The following is a 16819-nucleotide window of genomic DNA, read 5'->3' as shown; positions in this document are numbered from 1 at the left end:
CGGATCGATTATGCTGTGCGACCTCGCCATGCTTTCCCGCCGCGCCATCCTCTCCTCGGGCCTCGTGTTCGCGGGTTCGCTCCTCGTTTCGCGGCGCGCGCTCGCGAAGAAGACCGAAAAAGATCCGATCCCCGCGCTCCCGCTCTCGTTCGCCGTCGCCGAGGAGGACGGCGTCGCCGTGCAAAACGAGACGTGGATCGCCGAGCAGATCGCCGAGGCGACGCGGCTCTTCACGCCGATCGGCGTCACGCTGCGCAAGGCCCCCGCGCGCGTGCTCCCGCCGGCGCTCGCCAGGCTCGAGACGCGCGCCGACAGGGACGCGCTCGCCGCGCACCTCGAAGCAAAGCGGATCAACGTGATGATCGTGGCATCCCTGCGGGACGTGGACGATCCGAAGCTCTTCCGGATGGGCGTGCACTGGCGGCACAGAAAGACGCCCGCGAAGCATTGGGTGATCGTCGCGGCGAGCGCACGACCGAGCACGCTCGCGCACGAGCTCGGCCATTTCTTCGGGCTCGGCCACAGCGACGTGACCGACAACGTGATGAGTTATTCGCGTACGGGGGTTCCCCCCTTCTTCGACGCCAAGCAAGCTGAGCGGATCGAGAGCATGGCGCGGATGTACGTGGGGTCGAAGCTGCTCGAACCCGCGTGAGCCGCGCGCGCTTCGATTCGCTCGCCACGAGGCCCCGGATCGTTTACCCTACGGAGCGCCCGGCCGATCGCGCCGGGGTTCCGGCATGCAAACGCCCCCCCGTCGAACGACCCCCCCGCCGCCGTCCGTCGCCCCGCCCTCCTTGGAGCGCCCGAGTGAGCGTGTGCCCCCGATTCCGCCTCTCAGCAGCGGATTGTCGCGGCCGAGCCGCCCGCCGCCGTCGTCGGGCGAAGGCGCGCTTCGCTTGACGGACACGTGGGGGCCGAGCCGCCCGCCACCGTCATCGGGCGAAGGCACGCCTCGCTTGACGGACACCTGGGGGCCGATCTCTTCGGAGCGCCCCTCCTCGCGCCCCTCGACGCGCCCGCCGACGGCGACGGGCGAGCGCGCTTGGTACCTGGAATTGCCATGTCCCCCGGGGGAGGGCACCTTTCGGAGCAAAGGGATCGCGTATCGGGGGCTCGCCCACCTCGTGACGTCCCGCGTCGAGGGAGGCCCGCCGGCGTTTGCCGCGGCATTGCCGACGCCCGCCTTGCAACGTTTCTTCGACCAGCCTTTTCTCGCGAGCAGCTTCTACGACATGTTCCCGCTCGTGGCGGGCAGCGGCGTCCTCGCCTCGCTCGCGCGCATTCCGCTCGACGTCTTCGCGCATCAGCAGGGGCGCACGCAGGCCGCGCACGACGTGGAGCATGCGTACCGGGCCCTCTTGCAGGGCAAATCGACCGACGACATCCATTCGCGCCTGCGCCCGCTCGCCGGCCGGTATTACGATTTTGGAGAATGGGACGTCGAGCGGCAGGGCCCGGATCGGATCCGCGTCGTCGAGAGCGCGCTGCCCATCTGGATCATGCCGTGGTTCATCCCGATGCAGATCGGCTACTTCTCGGGCCTCATGGCGGCGATGGGCAAGCCGAGCTCCACAGTGACGATGCAATCGTTCCGCCGCGAGGGGCTCGCGGGGGCGATGCCGCTCGTCGTCCTGGAGCTCGCGGTCGTTTTGCGCGACTGATCGGGCGTTTCGCCGGGCGATCGGGGCTTCTCGCGGCCGCCTCGCCGTGGTACGGCGGGCCATGCGGTCCTTCCTCGGTGCTACCTCGATATGCCTCCTTGGGGCCCTCGGCTGCAGCGGCGGCGGCGAGACCCCCAAGCCGCCCTTTTTCGACGTCACCGGCACGATCGTCGATCTCCACCTGACCGAGGGTGGGGACGTCATGAACGTCCGTGATCCCGGGCAATTCGAGATTGCCGCGCTCGTCCCCGGCGAGGACGGCGCGCCGCGGGAGCTCCTCGCCGAGGTGGCCGAGGACGGCACGTTCCGCATTCGTGATCTCCCCGAGGGGCCTTATGATCTCCGCTTCACCGAGCTCTACGGCACGGGGACGAGGCCGCCGCGGTTCATCATGGGCGCGCCGCGCACGATCGATCTCGGGCGCATTTTTGTGGGCCGCCCCGAGGCCGAGCCCATCGCAACGGCGAACACGACGGAGCTCGCGCTCACATTCGATGGATTGAGCGCCTGGGGGGAAGGGGCGAGCATCGAGGTGTTTTCGCTCGGCGCAGGCACGATCGGGACGCTCCCCGCGGCGGACGGCATGCAGCCTGCCCTGGGCGCCACGCAGGTCACCGATTTCCGCGTGGCCACGTCGGAGCTCGTCGTGCCGAACCTCGTCGCGGGCGACGCCGGGGACCAGGCCTATTTCACGCAATGGGTCGGGACGTCCGGCCCCGGGGCGCCTTATCGCTCGGTGCGCAAGGCCTTCGGGCCGGCGACGTTCACGCTCGCCGACGGCGCGACCACGCCCGTCGAGGGCACGTTCGTGGATGCGACCTCGAAGAAGCTCGCCGTTTCCATCGACGACGCTGCTTTCCAGGCCCTCGCCGCGAGCGTGCATCCCGAGGCGACGATCGCGGGCAAGGACGTTCGAATCGGCGTGGAGCCGGGGGGCGCGGATCGAACGAGCGTCTCCCCCACGCCCGATTTGCTTTTGTTCTCCGGCCTTCCTGCGGTGCAGCCCCCGGCTGAGCTCGTCTATGGCAATCCTTTCCCCGAAGGCTGGGCCGAGGTCGCCGCCGTCCAGGTCTCGTACGCCGTGACGCACGTCATGCCCACGGGCGTCCCGAAGACCACGGCCGTCGCCATTGGCCGCACCGGCCCGGTCTCTTCGTTCTCCGGCGCGGTTGCGCCGCCGCTTGGCCCGCCGCTCGACATTCGCGTGAACGATCAGCCTGCGTATGGCGAGCTCCTCGGCATTGGCAAGACGCCCACCGTGACCTGGAGCGCGCCCTCGCTCGGCAAAGCCGCGGCGTATGTCATCACGCTCCGGCGGCTCGACCCCGGCGGGCAGCTCACGCGGACGATGGCTTCGTTCTCGACGAACGAGCCCGTGCTGCGGATTCCGGACGGATTGCTCGACGTCGGGTATTATTATTACCTCCGCATCGGCGTGCGGGACGAGTTCGACAGCACGGCGCCGCTCCAGGCGCAAAGCAGCCGCGCCTATGCCGAGGCGATCACCGGCGTCCTTTCGCCCTGAATTGCGCGCGAGCCCTGCCATGGATGTCCCTACCTTTCAAGTCTCGTCCATTCAGGTCCTCGGGCTCGCTTGTTTCGGGCTCGTCCTCGGCCGAGGAATCCGGCGCGTCTTGCCCGTCTTCGAGCGGCTCAGCATTCCCGCGTCGATCCTCGGTGGCCTCGTATATGCGATCGTCGGCCTCGCCTTGCGAGATCGCGTCTGCAATTTCAAGTTCGACCTCGCGCTGCGCGAGATCCTCATGATCGCGTTCTTCACGACCGTGGGAATGACGGCGAGCCTTCGGCTCCTCGCGCTCGGGGGCAAGCGCGTCGCCATCTTCCTCGGCGCGTCGGTCCTTGGTCTGCTCGCGCAGATGGGCTGGGGCGCGGGGGCGGCGAAGGCGATGGGGTTGCCGCCGCTGCTCGGCGTCATTCCCGGCGCCGTTTCGCTCACGGGCGGGCCTGCGACGGCGCTCGCGTTCGGCCCGGTGTTCGAGCAGGCGGGCGTCCCGGGCGCGACCGCGATTGGCCTCGCGTCGGCGGTCTTCGGGATCATCGTGAGCGGCTTGCTCGGCGGCTTCGTCGGCAGCTTCTTGATTCGCCGCCACTCCTTGCGCCCTGGTGAGAGCGACGCGATGCCCGCGCCCGAGATCGACATCGACGCGGGGCCCTCGGAGAAGCACGGCGATTACCTGATGCATATCATCGTGCTCGGCGTGGCGATGGCGTTCGGCTCGTTGCTCTCGGCGCAGTTCGCGGCCTGGAAGCTCACGCTCCCCGCATACATCGGGGCGATGATCGTGGCCGGCGTGATGCGCAACCTCGACGATCGCCTGCAATTCGCGGGCATCGATCAGAAGAAGATGGAGGAGATCGGCGGCATCGCGCTCGAACTCTTCATCGTGATGGCGCTGCTCACGCTGGAACTCTGGCAGCTTCGGACGCTCGCGCTCCCCGTGCTCTTCATTCTGATCGGCCAGGTCCTGCTCACGATCGCGCTCTGCTGGACGGCCATTTACTGGATGATGGGCCGCAACTACACCTCGGCGGTCATGGCGGGCGGGTACTGCGGATTCATGCTCGGCACGACGGCGAACTCGCTCGCCTGCATGAACGAGATCGTTCGCAAATCGGGCCCAGCGCCCCAGGCGTTTTTCGCGGTGAGCATCGTGGGCGCCTTTCTCATCGATTTCATCAATGCGCTGCTCGTGACGCAGGCCTTGAACGTGCTTCGCTGAGCGCGCGCCGTAGCAGGAGGCCCATGATCCCCGACAGCAGGACCGTTCTCGTCACCGGCGGCGCCGGGTATATCGGCGCGCACGCTGCCCTCGCCCTGGCGGAGCGCGGCTACCGGCCCCTCGTGCTCGACAACCTGAGCAAGGGCCACCGCGAGCCCATCGAGCGAGCGCTCGGCGCGCCCGTGATCCAGGCCGATACGCGGGATCGCGCTGCCCTTGACGCGATCTTCGCGCGGGAGCGGATCGACGCCGTCATGCATTTCGCCGCGTTCATCGAGGTTGGCGAATCCGTCGTCGATCCGCTCAGGTTTTACGAAAACAACGTCCACGGCACGGTCACGTTGCTCCAGGCGATGCAGGCGGCCGGTGTCTCCAGGTTCGTCTTTTCCTCGACGTGCGCGACGTACGGCGTGCCCGAGATCGTCCCGATTCCCGAGGATCACCCGCAGAACCCGCTGAACCCTTATGGCCGGTCCAAGCTCGTCGTGGAGAAGATTCTCGCGGAGTGCGAGACGGCCTGGGGCCTCCGGTCCGTGAGCTTTCGGTATTTCAATGCAGCCGGCGCGCATCCGAGCGGCCTGCTCGGCGAGGACCACGACCCCGAGACACACCTCATTCCGCTCGTCCTCTCCGCGGCGCTCGGAAAACGGCCGTCGATCCGGATCTTCGGGGAGGATTACGACACGTCCGACGGAACGTGCATCCGCGATTACATCCACGTCTCGGACCTGGCGGACGCGCACGTGCTTGGGCTTGCGTATCTGCTCGGCGGCGGGGCGAGCACGGCCGTGAACCTCGGCAATGGGCGGGGTTTTTCCGTGAAGGAGGTCATCGCGGCGGCGACGCGCGTCACGGGCCGCCCGATCGCCGTGGAGAAGGCCGAGCGTAGGCCCGGGGATTCACCGGTGCTCGTGGGATCGAGCGCGCGTGCGCGCAAGCTGCTCGGCTGGTCGCCGCGGTATCCGGATCTCGAAACGATCCTCGCCCATGCATGGGCGTGGCATCAGAGAAAAGCCTAGAGGGCGTCCGGCCGGAGTCCGAGCCCACGGGCGATGTCCTGAAACGTCTCGACCGCGGGCGTGGGCGTGCGCCGTTTGTCGGAGCTATCGAAGTCGACGCGGAAGAGGCCGAAGCGCGGCTCGTAGCCCTCGGCCCATTCAAAGTTGTCGAGGAGCGACCAGTGGAAATATCCGCGCACGTCGATGCCCTCGCGCGCGGCGCGTACGAGCGCCTCGAAATGGGAACGCAGGAACGAGGGGCGGACGTTGCCGTCCTTGTCGGCGATTCCGTTCTCCGTCACATACACGGGCAGCCCGAGCGAGCCATACCGCTTGAGGACTTGGTAGAGGCCTTCCGGGTAGATGTCCCAGCCGAGGTCGCTGACGGGCCGATCCGCGGGCACGTATTGCTTGGAGAGTGAAGGATCACGGAGGTCGGCCCGGACGTGGTCGCGGCCGTAGTAATTGATGCCCATGTAATCGTAGGAGCCGAGCAGGCCCGGGACGGCTTCGTCGATGTCGATGATCCCGGGAATGCCGAGCTCGATGCGACCTGTGAACGACGCGGACGCGATGGCCTCGTTGAAGAACTGGTCCGTGAAGCCTGCGATCAGCCGATCGAGCGGAGAGCGCGTCGCCGGCTGAAAGATGCGGACGTGATGCGCGATGCCGACCCGCGTGGCGTGCCCGTCGCCGTCCGCGTCCGTGGTATCCGTCTCGCGGATCGCCTCGGTCATGCGCGCGTGCGCCTTGAGCATGCGCGCCATCACCCGCACGGCGATTCGTTGATCCGAGAGCCCGGGCGGAAAGATCCCCTTCACATAGGAGAGCGTCGCGAGCACGTTGGGCTCGTTGATCGTGCACCAGAGATCGACCGCCGATCCGAGCTTTTTTGCGACCCTTCGCGAGAAGGCCGCGAGGAGATCGATCGTCCGCTCGTTCATCCATCCACCCTGCGTCGCGACCCAGCGGGGCAAGGTGAAATGGTGGAGCGTGACCATGGGCTCGATTCCGGCCGCGCGGAGGGCGAGCGCCCAGGCGAGGTATCGATCCGCGGCCTCCTCGTTCCAGGCGCCTTCCGTGGGTTCGAGGCGGCTCCATTCGACGCTGAATCGATACGCATTCGCGCCGAGCTGGCGCAGGAGCGTGATGTCCTCGTCGATGCGGTTCCACGAATCACACGCGGCACCCGAGACCGTACGATCCTTGATGTGGGGCGCGCCGCCGCTGAACGCCCCGCGCTCCCAGTCGGTCCAGTCGTTGTCGAGGCCGCCCTCGATCTGGTGCGAGGCCGTCGCGGTACCGAGCAAAAAGCCCGCAGGCAAGGCCGAGCGCAACGAAGAAAGCGCGTCCTCCGCGCCGAGGACGCACGGGGGCGGGTGCGGATCTCGGGTGAGCGCGGCGTAACCGAGGCGGGCGAGGCGAGCGAGGTTCATGCGTCCCGAGGCGTTATAGGTCGGTGGTCCTCGAGCGCAAAGAGGCTTTGCTGTTCAGCCTCGAATTTCCCGGGCGCCTTCCCCGCCGCGCGTGACGAGGAAGCCGGGTTCGATGCCGAAGCGGCTCCGGTAGCCGTCGCGGACCGCAGCCATGACCGCGTCGAGCGCGGATTCGTCGACGAGGGACACGGTCGAGCCGCCGAACCCGCCGCCGGTCATGCGAGCGCCATGGACGCCTGCTTGGGCGACAGCGAGGTCGACGAGTGTGTCGAGCTCCGGACAGCTTACCTCGTAGTCGTGCTGCAAAGATCGGTGCGACGCGACGAACAAGGCGCCGACGGCCGCGACGTCGCCGCGGCGGAGGGCCTCGGCGGCGGATTGCGTGCGGGCATTCTCGGTGACGACGTGACGCACGCGGCGGACGAGGGGCTCGGGAAGGAGCGAGGCATGTTCGGCGAACGCCTCCTCGGTGACGTCGCGGAGCGCGCGGATCCGGGGGAGTGCGCCGCGGAGGAGCGCGACGCCGCGCTCGCACTCCGCGCGTCGCGTGTTGTATTCGGACGTGACGAGGGCGTGTTTTTTGCGGGTATCGCTGACGAGGATCGCGACGGGGCCGCCGGGCAAGGGGACGGCTTCCATCGCGAGCGAGCGGCAATCAACGAGCAGGGCCGCGTCCGCGCGGGCGCACGCGGAGACGAGCTGGTCCATGATGCCGCAGCGCGTGCCCACGAAGGTATGCTCGGCGGCCTGGCCGGCGAGGGCGAGGGCCACACGGTCGACCGTCGTGCCTGCGAGCGAGAGCAACGCGAAGCCGGCCCCGATTTCGAGCGCCGCCGAGGAGGAGAGCCCCGCGCCCCGCGGAACGTCGCCCGCGACGAGGAGATCCGCGCCGCCGAGCGCCTGGACCCTCGCATCGACCATGTGCGCGACGCCCTCGATGTAATCGGTCCACCGGCCGGTTTGTCCGGGGCCGGGGTGGTCGAGGTCGAACTCGACGGTCTGATCGAAATCCAGGCCGTGCACGCGAATGCAGCGGTCGTCGCGGGGCGCAGCGAGGACGGTGACGCCGACTTCGAGTGCGACGGGCAGGACGAACCCGTCGTTGTAATCAGTATGCTCCCCGATCAGATTGACGCGGCCCGGGGCAAAAAACACCCGGGGCGCGGGTCCCTTGTACCCGAAGCGGGCGTGGAACGCGGACCTCAGATCGATGGTGTTTCTCATGCGTGCGTAGACCCAACCCTCGGGCTCAGGTCTTCGATTTGTACAGGTTGAAATCCGCGCCTATGACGAGGATCCAGGAAAAAGCATATTGCCACATCGGGTCGATGAGGTTCGTTCCGACCTGGGCGATGGCGAAGGGCGACATGCGATTCGACAGGAACTTTTTCGGCCACCGGCCGAAGGCGACCGCGTGCAGCCCGAGTTGTTCGAGGCCGGTGCCGAGGACGCGCTGATACCGGCCGCTCACGCCGAGCAAGAGCTCGCCGGGGTTGGGGACGGGGACCGAGTAGGCCACGAGAAGCTCGTGCGCGTGGCTGAAATCCTGGAGCTTGCGCAGGGTGAAGGTGAAGTTGTCGTGATACACATCGTCTGCGCCCGCGCCCGGGGCGGTGTAATAATTCCAGTCGGCCGTGAAGTTGTATTGAAAGGCGATGGGACCGACCTTGCCCTGGAGGGTGGGGAGGACCCGGAGTCGCAAGCCTCCGTGGTTGATGGGGGCGAGGAAATGGGCTGGATTGTCCATTCCCTCGTCGTCGTCTTGGTTCACCCAGTCGATGGCCGTCCGCCTGCCGCGTCGGATCTGCCCTGCCGCAAGGCGCTCGCGGCCGAGCGGGGTCATGACACGGAGGCCGCCGTTGAAAGGTTCCTTGATGAAATAATCGTAGGCACCCTGGACCTGGAGCCGGAAGAAGGCAATCGGGGTGATGTCGACGAAAGGACCGACGGTATTGTTGACGAAGCCGTAGACATCACGCACGCCGACGGTGATGTTCGTCGAATCCCACAAGATCCCTTTCTTTTGCACGAGCGGAATTTTGTAACCGAGCGTCGCGCCGATGGCCGAGCGGGTGTAGTGCATACCCCACGGGACGTAAAAGACCCCGAGGTCGAGCGAGGTCGGGCGGGGCGCGTCGGGCTTCGCCTCGGCGGGTTTGTCTGGGGCTCGTGGCTCGTCGTCCTTTCGGCTCCGCTCGTCGGCGTCGTCGGCGCGCGCGGGCAAGGAGAGCGAGAGCAGGGTGAGCGCCGTGAGGCCGCGGAGGAGGGTTCGCATGACGTTACGCCGTGCGGCCCGCGCGAGGAGGTTTCGAGGTGCGCCGGGCTTGCTCGGGAGAGCATATCGGGAGTCGCGGGGGGTGTATACATCCCGCCACGCGTCGCCCGGCGCGTGCTGGGATCAGGGGTCGGCGCGCCGACAGGCGACGTCGACGATTTCGCGCTGCCAGCCCACGGACGAGCTCGCCTGGATGCGGCGGAACTCGGCGACGGCGCGGACACGCGCGTCATCCTCGTCGGCGGCCTCGATACGGAACGTGCCGCGGAAGGTCCGAGCCTCCTGGCCCGCGTGCTCGGCGAACGTCGGTTCCTTGTACGATATGACGATCTCGTAGAGAGCGCCGCGCGGGGCAGGGGCGCTCTGGGAAGTGCGCTCGGCCCTCTCGCGCTCCAGCGTATCGGGGAGGACCCGCCGTGTGCTCGGGGCGTCGTCCGTCGCGTCGTTTGGCGTCGTCACGAGGGGCATCCTAGCAGAGGGAACACGCCTCCCCCAAGAGGGTTTCGCGCATGGTCCTTGACGCAGAAAGGAGGCAGCGCGAAAAAATCTCGCGCATCACGCGGACACGAAAGGCCGCGATCGAGATGACCCATCGCTCTCCCTGGAAACACGCGGCTTTCGCCGTGTCCCTCGTCGCGTGTGGCGTCGCGGCAAGCAGTTGCACCTCCAACCATCGTAGCGAAGAAAACGTCGGCGCCGCGTCGAGCGCATCCGCTTCTCTAGCCGCGTCCGCGGTGTCCGTCGCGCCGAGCGGCCCGCCGCGTTGCGCGGCGCGATCGCCCCGCCGCTTCGAGCGCGCTGCGGCCGGCGGCGCGAGTTCAGCGGTGACGCTCGTTCGTGCCGGGGGGCACACGCTCGCGCTCGTCGCGGATCACGACGAGCGGGCGCTTCATGTGGTCGACACGAGCTCGATGCGACAGGTGTCGGTGACGCCGCTCGAAGGCCGGCCAGGGCACGTGCTCGCGCTCGAAGGAGGCCTCATCGCAGTGGGGTTGCGCGATACGTCACGCGTGCTCTTGCTCGAGCCTGCCGACGAGGCGCTCGCAAAACCCTTCGAGGAGCGATGTGCGGTGGACGTGGCGGCCGAGCCGTGGGCGTTTGCGGAGGAGGGCGGATCGCTGCTCGTGACGAGCGGGTTCGGCGGGGCGCTGACGGTGCTCGCGACCGCCGATCTCTCGGTTTCACGCGTGATGCCGCTGCCGCGCGAGCCACGCGCGGTGATCGTGGCGAACGCGGGCGGGGCGGCGTTCGTCACGCACGCGGTGGGGGGCGTCGTGTCGGTGGTCGATTGGAAAGACGCGGCGAAGGAGCCTGAAGCGATCTCGCTGCGCGCGGGCCGGCGCGTGGGCGCGGATGGAACGTTCGACGACAAAACACCTCGCGCGGCCTCGCAAGGGTATGCGCTCGCGCGCGTGGTCGGGACGCGCAGCGACGGAACGCGGGACGCGCTCCGGATCTTCGCGCCGCACACGAGCGTGGATCCAGGCGCGCCGGCCGTGGGAATGACGATCGGATACGGCGGATCCGGTCAAGGGCCGCGGACGATGGCGCAGCTCGTGAGCGTCGTCGACCCGGGCGCGAAGCGATCGATCACGAACCACGTGGCGGGCGTATTCAACGCGGCGTTCGGGCAGGATTGTATCCTGCCGCGGAGCGCTGCGGCGGACGAGAATGGCCTCTTCGTCGCGTGTCTCGACATCGACGCGGTGATCGAGATGGATCCATGGGTCGGGGATCCAAGCCTCGCCGAGCGGCGGCGGGCCGCGCTCCCCGCGGGCCCGAGCTCGCTCGTGCTCTCCGACGAAGGAAAACATGTGTTCGTATGGTCGGAGATGGATCGCGCGCTTTCGCGGATCGAGCGTGAATCGTTTGTCGTGACGAGCGTACCGCTCTGGCGGCGATCGGGCGTGGCGCGGGACGCGAAGATCGAGCGAGGCCGGCGGCTGTTTCATACGACGCGGGACGCGCGCCTCGGCATGGGCCGCGGATGCGCGAGTTGCCATCCCGAAGGGCGCGAGGACGGGCTCGCGTGGACGAGCCCCGACGGCCTGCGACAGACGCCGATGCTCGCGGGGCGCGTCACGAGCACGGGGCCGTATGGATGGTTCGGGGAGCACGCGACGGTGCGCGACCACTTGAACGAGACGTTCACGCGGCTCGGCGGGACCGGCCTTGCGAAGCATTCGGAGGAGGACTACAAGGCGCTTCTCGCGTACGTCTCGTCGCTGCCGCCTCCGCCGCCGTCGAAGCCGAAGGAGCAAGAGATCACGGAGCGAGGCAAGCAGGTGTACGTGGCCTATGGCTGCAATGGTTGCCACAAGGACGGGGGCACGGACGGAAAGCCGCACGACGTGGGCAGCGGGCAAAAAGGTGAGCGCCGCGCCGATTTCGATACGCCGTCGCTGCTCGGTGTACGCGGGACCGCGCCCTATTACCACGACGGGCGGTATTCGACGCTCGACGAGATGCTCTCGGCGAAGGATCAACGGATGTTCCCCGGCACGCTGAGCAGCGCGGACAAGAAGGCGCTGCTCGCCTACCTGGAGACGTTGTGATGAAGCGCTCGGCGCGGGAAGGGAGCGAAATGCGAAACGTGGCTGCGTTCGTGTTCGGCGCGGCGTTGCTCTCGACGCAGGGAGGGGCGGCGCGCGCGGCCGACGCGCCCGCGCCGCCGCCGGGCTGGGAGGCGCCTCCGCCGCTCGCCACGAAGCCGGCGAAGGCCCCGAAGGCCCCCGCGTGTTGCCAACACGACGCGATTTGTTGCTCGCGACAAACCTCGATCGACCAAGCGCGGATCCGCCGGATCGTTCGAATGATCGAGGTGCGTATGGCCGACCTGCCGAAGGAGGAGGTACAGGAGGCGCCGAAGGAAGGGCCGGGGATTGCGGGCGTGCGGCCGCTCAAGATCATGGATGGCCGCGGGAGGCCCTATCCGTGGCTCGACGGGCCCGCGGAGGAGATCCGCTTGATGCCGCCGGGACAATGCGGGGAGATGAAGTTCGGGAAGGACGATTGGCCTTCGCCGTTCTACGCCGAACCGGAGTTCCAAGGCATGGGCAGCGGGCAGGTGCGCGGGTATTTCCAGGAGAAATCAGCCGACAAGGGGCGCAGCCTGATTTCGGGGCCCATGTCGTATCTGTCCTTCGACAGGGCGGACGGGGACGGGATCGTCGTGGAGCGCGTGGAAGGGACACTCGAAGGGACGCCCGATCTCCGCGTGATGCGGAGGGCACGCGTGGTGGCCGTGCCGATCCTGCTGGGCCGCGTGAATGCATACCAGGACCAACAGGGGGACGAGGCGCGGGTCGTGTTTGTCTTGCCAGAGGTACTGCTCGGGTTCGAGGCGAAGGAGACGAAGGTCGCAGGCGGATTCCTCAGGGTCCGCGGCGAAACGACGGAGGCGTACACGACGTACACGATCCCGGTGGGATCGGGGCGGAGCGGGGTCGGGACGTTCGTGATCATGAGCCGCTGGCTCCGGAGGTGGTTTCCCCCGAAAAGCCCGGAAAAACTGCCGGCATCGCAGCCGGGAGGCGTCACAGTGAGCCAGACGTCGGTCGAGGCAGAGCCCCGCGCGCGGGTCTTTTTGTACGAGCCGGAGTCCGACGTCTTCGAGTAGGCCCGTCCGAATCGGACGGGCCCATCGGGGGCGAGGTGCGGGGGCGCGCGAGCGCCGCTCGGTCACTGGAGGGCGGGGGTGTTCTCGGCGAAGTATTCGTGGTTGTCGGCGTTGTTCAGCGCCTTCGTAGGATCGGAAAGCGCGAGCGACTTCGCGCCGGATTGGCCGTACACCCAGTCGTCCGTGCCGGCGATGACGTCGAAGTGCGAAAGCTCGTGGATGATGGTGCCGCCCTTGGAGTCCGTGCCGGAGAGCGGCGCGCTCCAGAAGACGCTGCAGAGGTACACGTTGTACGGCTGGTTCGGATACACGTACGCGTAGTACTTCTTCTTGCAGCCGCAATCGAAGTTCAATGACTTCGAATCGACCGCGTCCTTGATGGCCGCGTAATGGCTCTTCGCCGTGCTCCAGCCGTTCGTCGAGAACGCGCCGAACCACGTGGTGTACCGCGGCGTCGCCGAGGGCGAGCCGCCGAGGTAGGCGACCGCGCCGTTCGCCATCGTGCTGGCCGCGCCGAGCGCTTGCGTGACCGTGGTTTGCTGGTCCGCGCTGCACTTGTTGAAGCCGAGGCTCCCGAAGTTCTGCGGCCCCGGGGCGCTGAGGAACTGGGGCGACGGCGCATTCGCGCGGCCCTCGATCCAGAGGCTCACCTCGTTCGAATCGAGCGAGACCGCCTGCTTCGTCACGGGCGTCAGCATGTCGGCCGCGTACTGGACGGTGTAGGTGCCCGTCTGCGTCAGATCGTAGAAGCCCGAGAGCGTGGCCGTGCGCGTCACGGTCTTGCCAGGGCCGAGCACGACGTAATCCTCGTCCGACAACGCCGCCCGCTTGTAATGCGGACCCGTGAACTCTACTGGTTGCCCGCCGCGGGTCACAAGGAACAGATCCTCTTCGAGGTCCTCGCCAGGCGCATACCACGCAGGCAGGTGGATCGCGCGCTTCGTCGTGTTGGTGAGCTTCACCGTGACCGTCACGCTCTCAGCCAGGCTCACGGATACCTTGTCGACGGAGAGCTCGACCGCGATGTCACCCGCGGCGGGATCCATTCCTTCGTCGACCACGATTTCGCTGCCGGCCCCGTCCTCGTCGTCCTGGACGACGCACGCGCCGAGCAGCAACGCGCTCGCAGCACCCAAAGCCAGCCACCTGAAAGGAAGCGTCTTGCTCATGGTTGGACCCCTGGACAGGAGGAACGACCGGCGGTAACAGCCGCGACCAGGTCGACCCTCACTGTTTTATCGACCCTACCATTTTCGCTTTCGAAGTGAAATCTAAAATCGGCTGAAGGAGCAAAAAAGAGGACGTGGCGATGCGGACGGGTGGTCACTCGAGTGACCGAAATGGGCGGGCTCTTGCCATTACGAGGAACGGTTTTGCTTTTCGGCCTTGATGAGCGCGCGTCGCTCCGCGAGCCAGGCGCGGGCCTCGGCTTCGGTCGCGAAATAGCGGGTGGGCACCGCGTCGATTCGCCGGAGGAAGCTACCGGCGCGCACGACGAGGTCCGCGAGGACGCGGATCGCGAAGTGCGCCCCGAAGACGGCCACGCCGAGCACGGGGACGTCGTGCACCTTCTCCGCTCCCGCCCTGCGCGCGCCCGCGCTGACGGTTCCGGTGCGTGAAAGATCCACGAGCTTCAGGAGATAGGGGCGGCCTGCGATGAGGGATTTTTCCCGTGACGTCAGCTCGCGCATGTCCGCCTCGCTGATGTCACCGTTGAACCTCCACACGGCCGTATCCGGCGGCTCGAAAAATACCGTATGCTTCTCCCTCATCGGGTGTCTCGCGACACGATCGAGCGTAGATCGTGCCGAAGCCGATAGGTGAAACCAAGCAAAAACAGCGCGCGAACTGCGCTCGTTCGGGAGAGCCGTATTACCTCGAAGCGGCGCGTCAGCGGGATGACGGAAGTGCCTTGCTTGCGCTCGGCACCGCTGGATACGCGTGCGATCAGCGTCGTGGCATGGCGTGGAGAAATGCTGGAATGGTTGTAGAAGGAAAAACGAGCGGGCGGGGAACGATCAGTACCGTCGCCCTGGCGCGGCGGTATCCCGGGGCGATGCCGGTCTCTCGTCGGAATCGTGCACGGGTGCCATTTCGAGCGTCGATGGATGCACGAGGACAGGCGAGCGGGAAAGGAGCACGTACGCACCGAGCAAACACGTCACGGTCACCACGACGACGGCGAGCGGGTGCGGCTTCGCTTGCAAGAGCGCATGCGGCATGGGGGCCTCCTCGAAGAGAAAAAGGATGGCCGGTCCGGTGCGCCATCGTCCATGAAAAAGAAAACGCGATCGGACATTGCATGTCCCAGGCTTGACAGGGCGTCGGTCCTGTGCCTGTTGGTACTGGCTGGAGAGGATGAGCACGATGGTGGACAAGCTCGACGTCGCCCGAGCGCTTCGCGAGATCGGAGCCCTGCTCCGATGCAAAGGGGAGAGCTCGTTCAAGGTGCAGGCCTACGAGAATGGCTCGGCGGCGGTCGAGGCGATCTCCGAGGACCTCGGCCGGCTGGTCGAGGAGGGGCGCCTGACGCAGGTACCCGGCATTGGCGCGTCGCTCGCCTCCGTCATCACCGAGCTCGTCCGCACGGGGCAATCCGAGCTCCATGTGAAGCTCCGCGCGGAGCTGCCGCCCGGGGTGCTCGAGCTTTGCGAGATTCCCGGGCTCAGCCCGAAAAAAGTCCAGGCGCTCCACGACGCGCTGGGGATCACGAGCGTGGAGGAGCTGCGGCAGGCGTGCCTCGCGGGCCGCGTCCGCTCGGTGAAAGGATTCGGCCTGAAGACGCAGCAGAGCCTGCTCGAAGCCATCGCGCAGCGGGAGACACGTGAGGCGCGAGTGCTGCTCGTCGACGCGCTCGGCGTCGCGGAGCCGCTGCTCGACCACCTCCGCGCCTTCCCGGAGGTAAAGCAGGCGGATCTCGCCGGCGACGTGCGTCGTTTTTGCGAAACGGTCTCCGATGTGCATGTCGTCGTGGCGAGTGACGAGGCCGGCGTGGTGCTCGATCACGCCGAGCGATTTCCGCGGGTGACGCGGGTGCGGTGCCGAGACGCGCAACGGGTCGATCTGTGTCTCGCGGGAGACGTGCCGGCGTCGGTGCACGTGGTCGCGCCGGCCCATTATGCGGGAGCTCTTTTAATGCGCACAGGCTCCTCGGCGCACCTCGCCGAGCTCGGCCGGGTCGCCACGGAGCAGGGCCTCGCGCTCGATGAGGCGCGCGCGCTCGTCCGCATCGAGAGCGATGCGCAGATCTATCGGGCGCTCGGCCTGCATCCCGTGCCCCCTGAGCTTCGCGAGGGAGACGGGGAGATCGAGGCTGCGCGGCAGGACGATTTCGCCGACCTCGTCACGCAGGGCGACATCCAGGGCATGGTGCATTGCCACACGGTCTTTTCCGATGGCAACGACACGATCGAGGACATGGCGCGCGCGGCCGAGGCGATGGGGATGAAATACCTCACGATCACGGACCACTCGCCGACCGCGCATTATGCGAGGGGTGTGGAGCTCGATCGGCTGAAATTGCAATGGGACGAGATCGCGCGCGTCCAGGAGCGCGTAAAGATCAAGCTTCTGCGCGGGACGGAGTCGGACATCCTCGCGACGGGCGCGCTCGATTACCCCGACGCCATCCTGGAGCAGCTCGACGTGGTGATCGCGAGCGTCCATTCACGCATGAAGATGGACGAGGCCGCGATGACGCAAAGGCTCGTGGAGGCGATGCGGCAGCCGATCTTCAAGATATGGGGCCATCCGCTCGGCCGCCTGCTCTTGCGGCGCGAGCCCTTCGCTTGCCGGGTCGAGGAGGTGCTCGACGTGATCGCCTCGTCACGGGCCGCGATCGAGGTCAACGGGGACCCGTACCGGCTCGATATGGAGCCTCGCTGGCTGAAGGAGGCGCGGAAGCGAGGGATTCGTTTCGTCATCTCGACGGACGCGCATTCGACGAAAGGCCTTTCGTCCCTGCGCTTCGGCGTGGGCATGGCGCGGCGAGGCGGGCTCCGCAGGAGCGAGGTGCTCAATGCGCTCGGCCCCGAAGGTTTCGCGGCGGCGGTCAGGCCCATCCATTGATGGTGGGCGCCGAAGTTG

Annotated in this window: 15 protein-coding genes; 8 read left to right on the top strand and 7 right to left on the bottom strand. The window is 67.4% G+C overall.

What is annotated here, in order from left to right; genetic code table 11:
- Positions 1–28: 28 nt before the first annotated feature.
- The 5 genes from QHF89_RS04620 (at position 29) to galE (ending at position 5424) form a co-directional block, all read left to right on the top strand.
- The gene (locus tag QHF89_RS04620; protein ID WP_136967324.1) at positions 29–655 is read left to right on the top strand and encodes a M10 family metallopeptidase domain-containing protein; all 627 of its coding nucleotides are present in this window, start codon (positions 29–31) and stop codon (positions 653–655) included.
- 472 nt (positions 656–1127) lie between these two features.
- Positions 1128–1664, top strand: coding sequence for a hypothetical protein (locus QHF89_RS04615; protein WP_136967325.1), 537 nt, complete (start codon positions 1128–1130; stop codon positions 1662–1664).
- A 61-nt stretch (positions 1665–1725) separates the two neighbouring features.
- Positions 1726–3189, top strand: coding sequence for a hypothetical protein (locus QHF89_RS04610; protein ID WP_284720057.1), 1464 nt, complete (start codon positions 1726–1728; stop codon positions 3187–3189).
- Positions 3190–3208: 19 nt separating this feature from the next.
- Positions 3209–4405, top strand: coding sequence for a sodium/glutamate symporter (locus QHF89_RS04605; protein ID WP_170229708.1), 1197 nt, complete (start codon positions 3209–3211; stop codon positions 4403–4405).
- A 23-nt stretch (positions 4406–4428) separates the two neighbouring features.
- Positions 4429–5424, top strand: a complete 996-nt coding sequence (gene galE, locus QHF89_RS04600; RefSeq protein ID WP_136967327.1) for a UDP-glucose 4-epimerase GalE — start codon at positions 4429–4431, stop codon at positions 5422–5424.
- Here galE and QHF89_RS04595 read toward each other — a convergent pair.
- The 4 genes from QHF89_RS04595 to QHF89_RS04580 all read right to left on the bottom strand — a co-directional run bounded on the left by QHF89_RS04595 (position 5421) and on the right by QHF89_RS04580 (position 9573).
- Positions 5421–6839 carry a glycoside hydrolase family 1 protein gene (locus tag QHF89_RS04595; protein WP_136967328.1) on the bottom strand — a complete coding sequence of 473 codons (1419 nt, stop codon included), beginning with the start codon at positions 6837–6839 and terminating at the stop codon, positions 5421–5423. The two genes, galE and QHF89_RS04595, sit on opposite strands and share 4 nt — an antisense overlap.
- Positions 6840–6893: 54 nt before the next feature.
- The gene (gene galK, locus QHF89_RS04590) at positions 6894–8063 is read right to left on the bottom strand and encodes a galactokinase (RefSeq protein ID WP_136967329.1); all 1170 of its coding nucleotides are present in this window, start codon (positions 8061–8063) and stop codon (positions 6894–6896) included.
- A 25-nt stretch (positions 8064–8088) separates the two neighbouring features.
- A complete protein-coding gene (locus QHF89_RS04585; protein WP_136934238.1) occupies positions 8089–9114 on the bottom strand; it encodes a hypothetical protein in 1026 nt (341 codons plus the stop codon).
- A gap of 123 nt (positions 9115–9237) precedes the next feature.
- Complete coding sequence (locus QHF89_RS04580) at positions 9238–9573, bottom strand: hypothetical protein (protein WP_136934239.1); 336 nt, start codon at positions 9571–9573, stop codon at positions 9238–9240.
- A gap of 365 nt (positions 9574–9938) precedes the next feature.
- Between QHF89_RS04580 and QHF89_RS04575 the strand changes: the two genes are divergently transcribed.
- Both QHF89_RS04575 and QHF89_RS04570 read left to right on the top strand, forming a co-directional pair.
- Entirely contained in the window at positions 9939–11669 is a 1731-nt protein-coding gene (locus QHF89_RS04575; protein ID WP_284720056.1) for a c-type cytochrome, read from the top strand.
- 29 nt (positions 11670–11698) lie between these two features.
- Entirely contained in the window at positions 11699–12733 is a 1035-nt protein-coding gene (locus tag QHF89_RS04570) for a hypothetical protein (RefSeq protein ID WP_284720055.1), read from the top strand.
- A gap of 62 nt (positions 12734–12795) precedes the next feature.
- Here QHF89_RS04570 and QHF89_RS04565 read toward each other — a convergent pair whose 3' ends face one another.
- The 3 genes from QHF89_RS04565 to QHF89_RS04555 all read right to left on the bottom strand — a co-directional run bounded on the left by QHF89_RS04565 (position 12796) and on the right by QHF89_RS04555 (position 14955).
- On the bottom strand, positions 12796–13902 hold the full coding sequence (locus QHF89_RS04565; RefSeq protein ID WP_136967331.1) for a M35 family metalloendopeptidase: 1107 nt from the start codon (positions 13900–13902) through the stop codon (positions 12796–12798).
- A gap of 189 nt (positions 13903–14091) precedes the next feature.
- Positions 14092–14505, bottom strand: a complete 414-nt coding sequence (locus QHF89_RS04560) for a SpoIIAA family protein (RefSeq protein ID WP_136967332.1) — start codon at positions 14503–14505, stop codon at positions 14092–14094.
- Positions 14506–14751: 246 nt separating this feature from the next.
- The gene (locus QHF89_RS04555; protein ID WP_136967333.1) at positions 14752–14955 is read right to left on the bottom strand and encodes a hypothetical protein; all 204 of its coding nucleotides are present in this window, start codon (positions 14953–14955) and stop codon (positions 14752–14754) included.
- A 136-nt stretch (positions 14956–15091) separates the two neighbouring features.
- Between QHF89_RS04555 and QHF89_RS04550 the strand changes: the two genes are divergently transcribed.
- Positions 15092–16801, top strand: a complete 1710-nt coding sequence (locus QHF89_RS04550) for a DNA polymerase/3'-5' exonuclease PolX (RefSeq protein WP_284720054.1) — start codon at positions 15092–15094, stop codon at positions 16799–16801.
- Positions 16802–16819: the final 18 nt, after the last annotated feature.

Source organism: Polyangium sorediatum, from assembly GCF_029946465.1.
GTDB classification, from domain to species: Bacteria; Myxococcota_A; Polyangia; order Polyangiales; family Polyangiaceae; genus Polyangium; species Polyangium fumosum.
The sequence above is the reverse complement of the archived record's forward strand: the minus strand, read 5'-3'. Positions and strand labels throughout refer to the sequence as shown.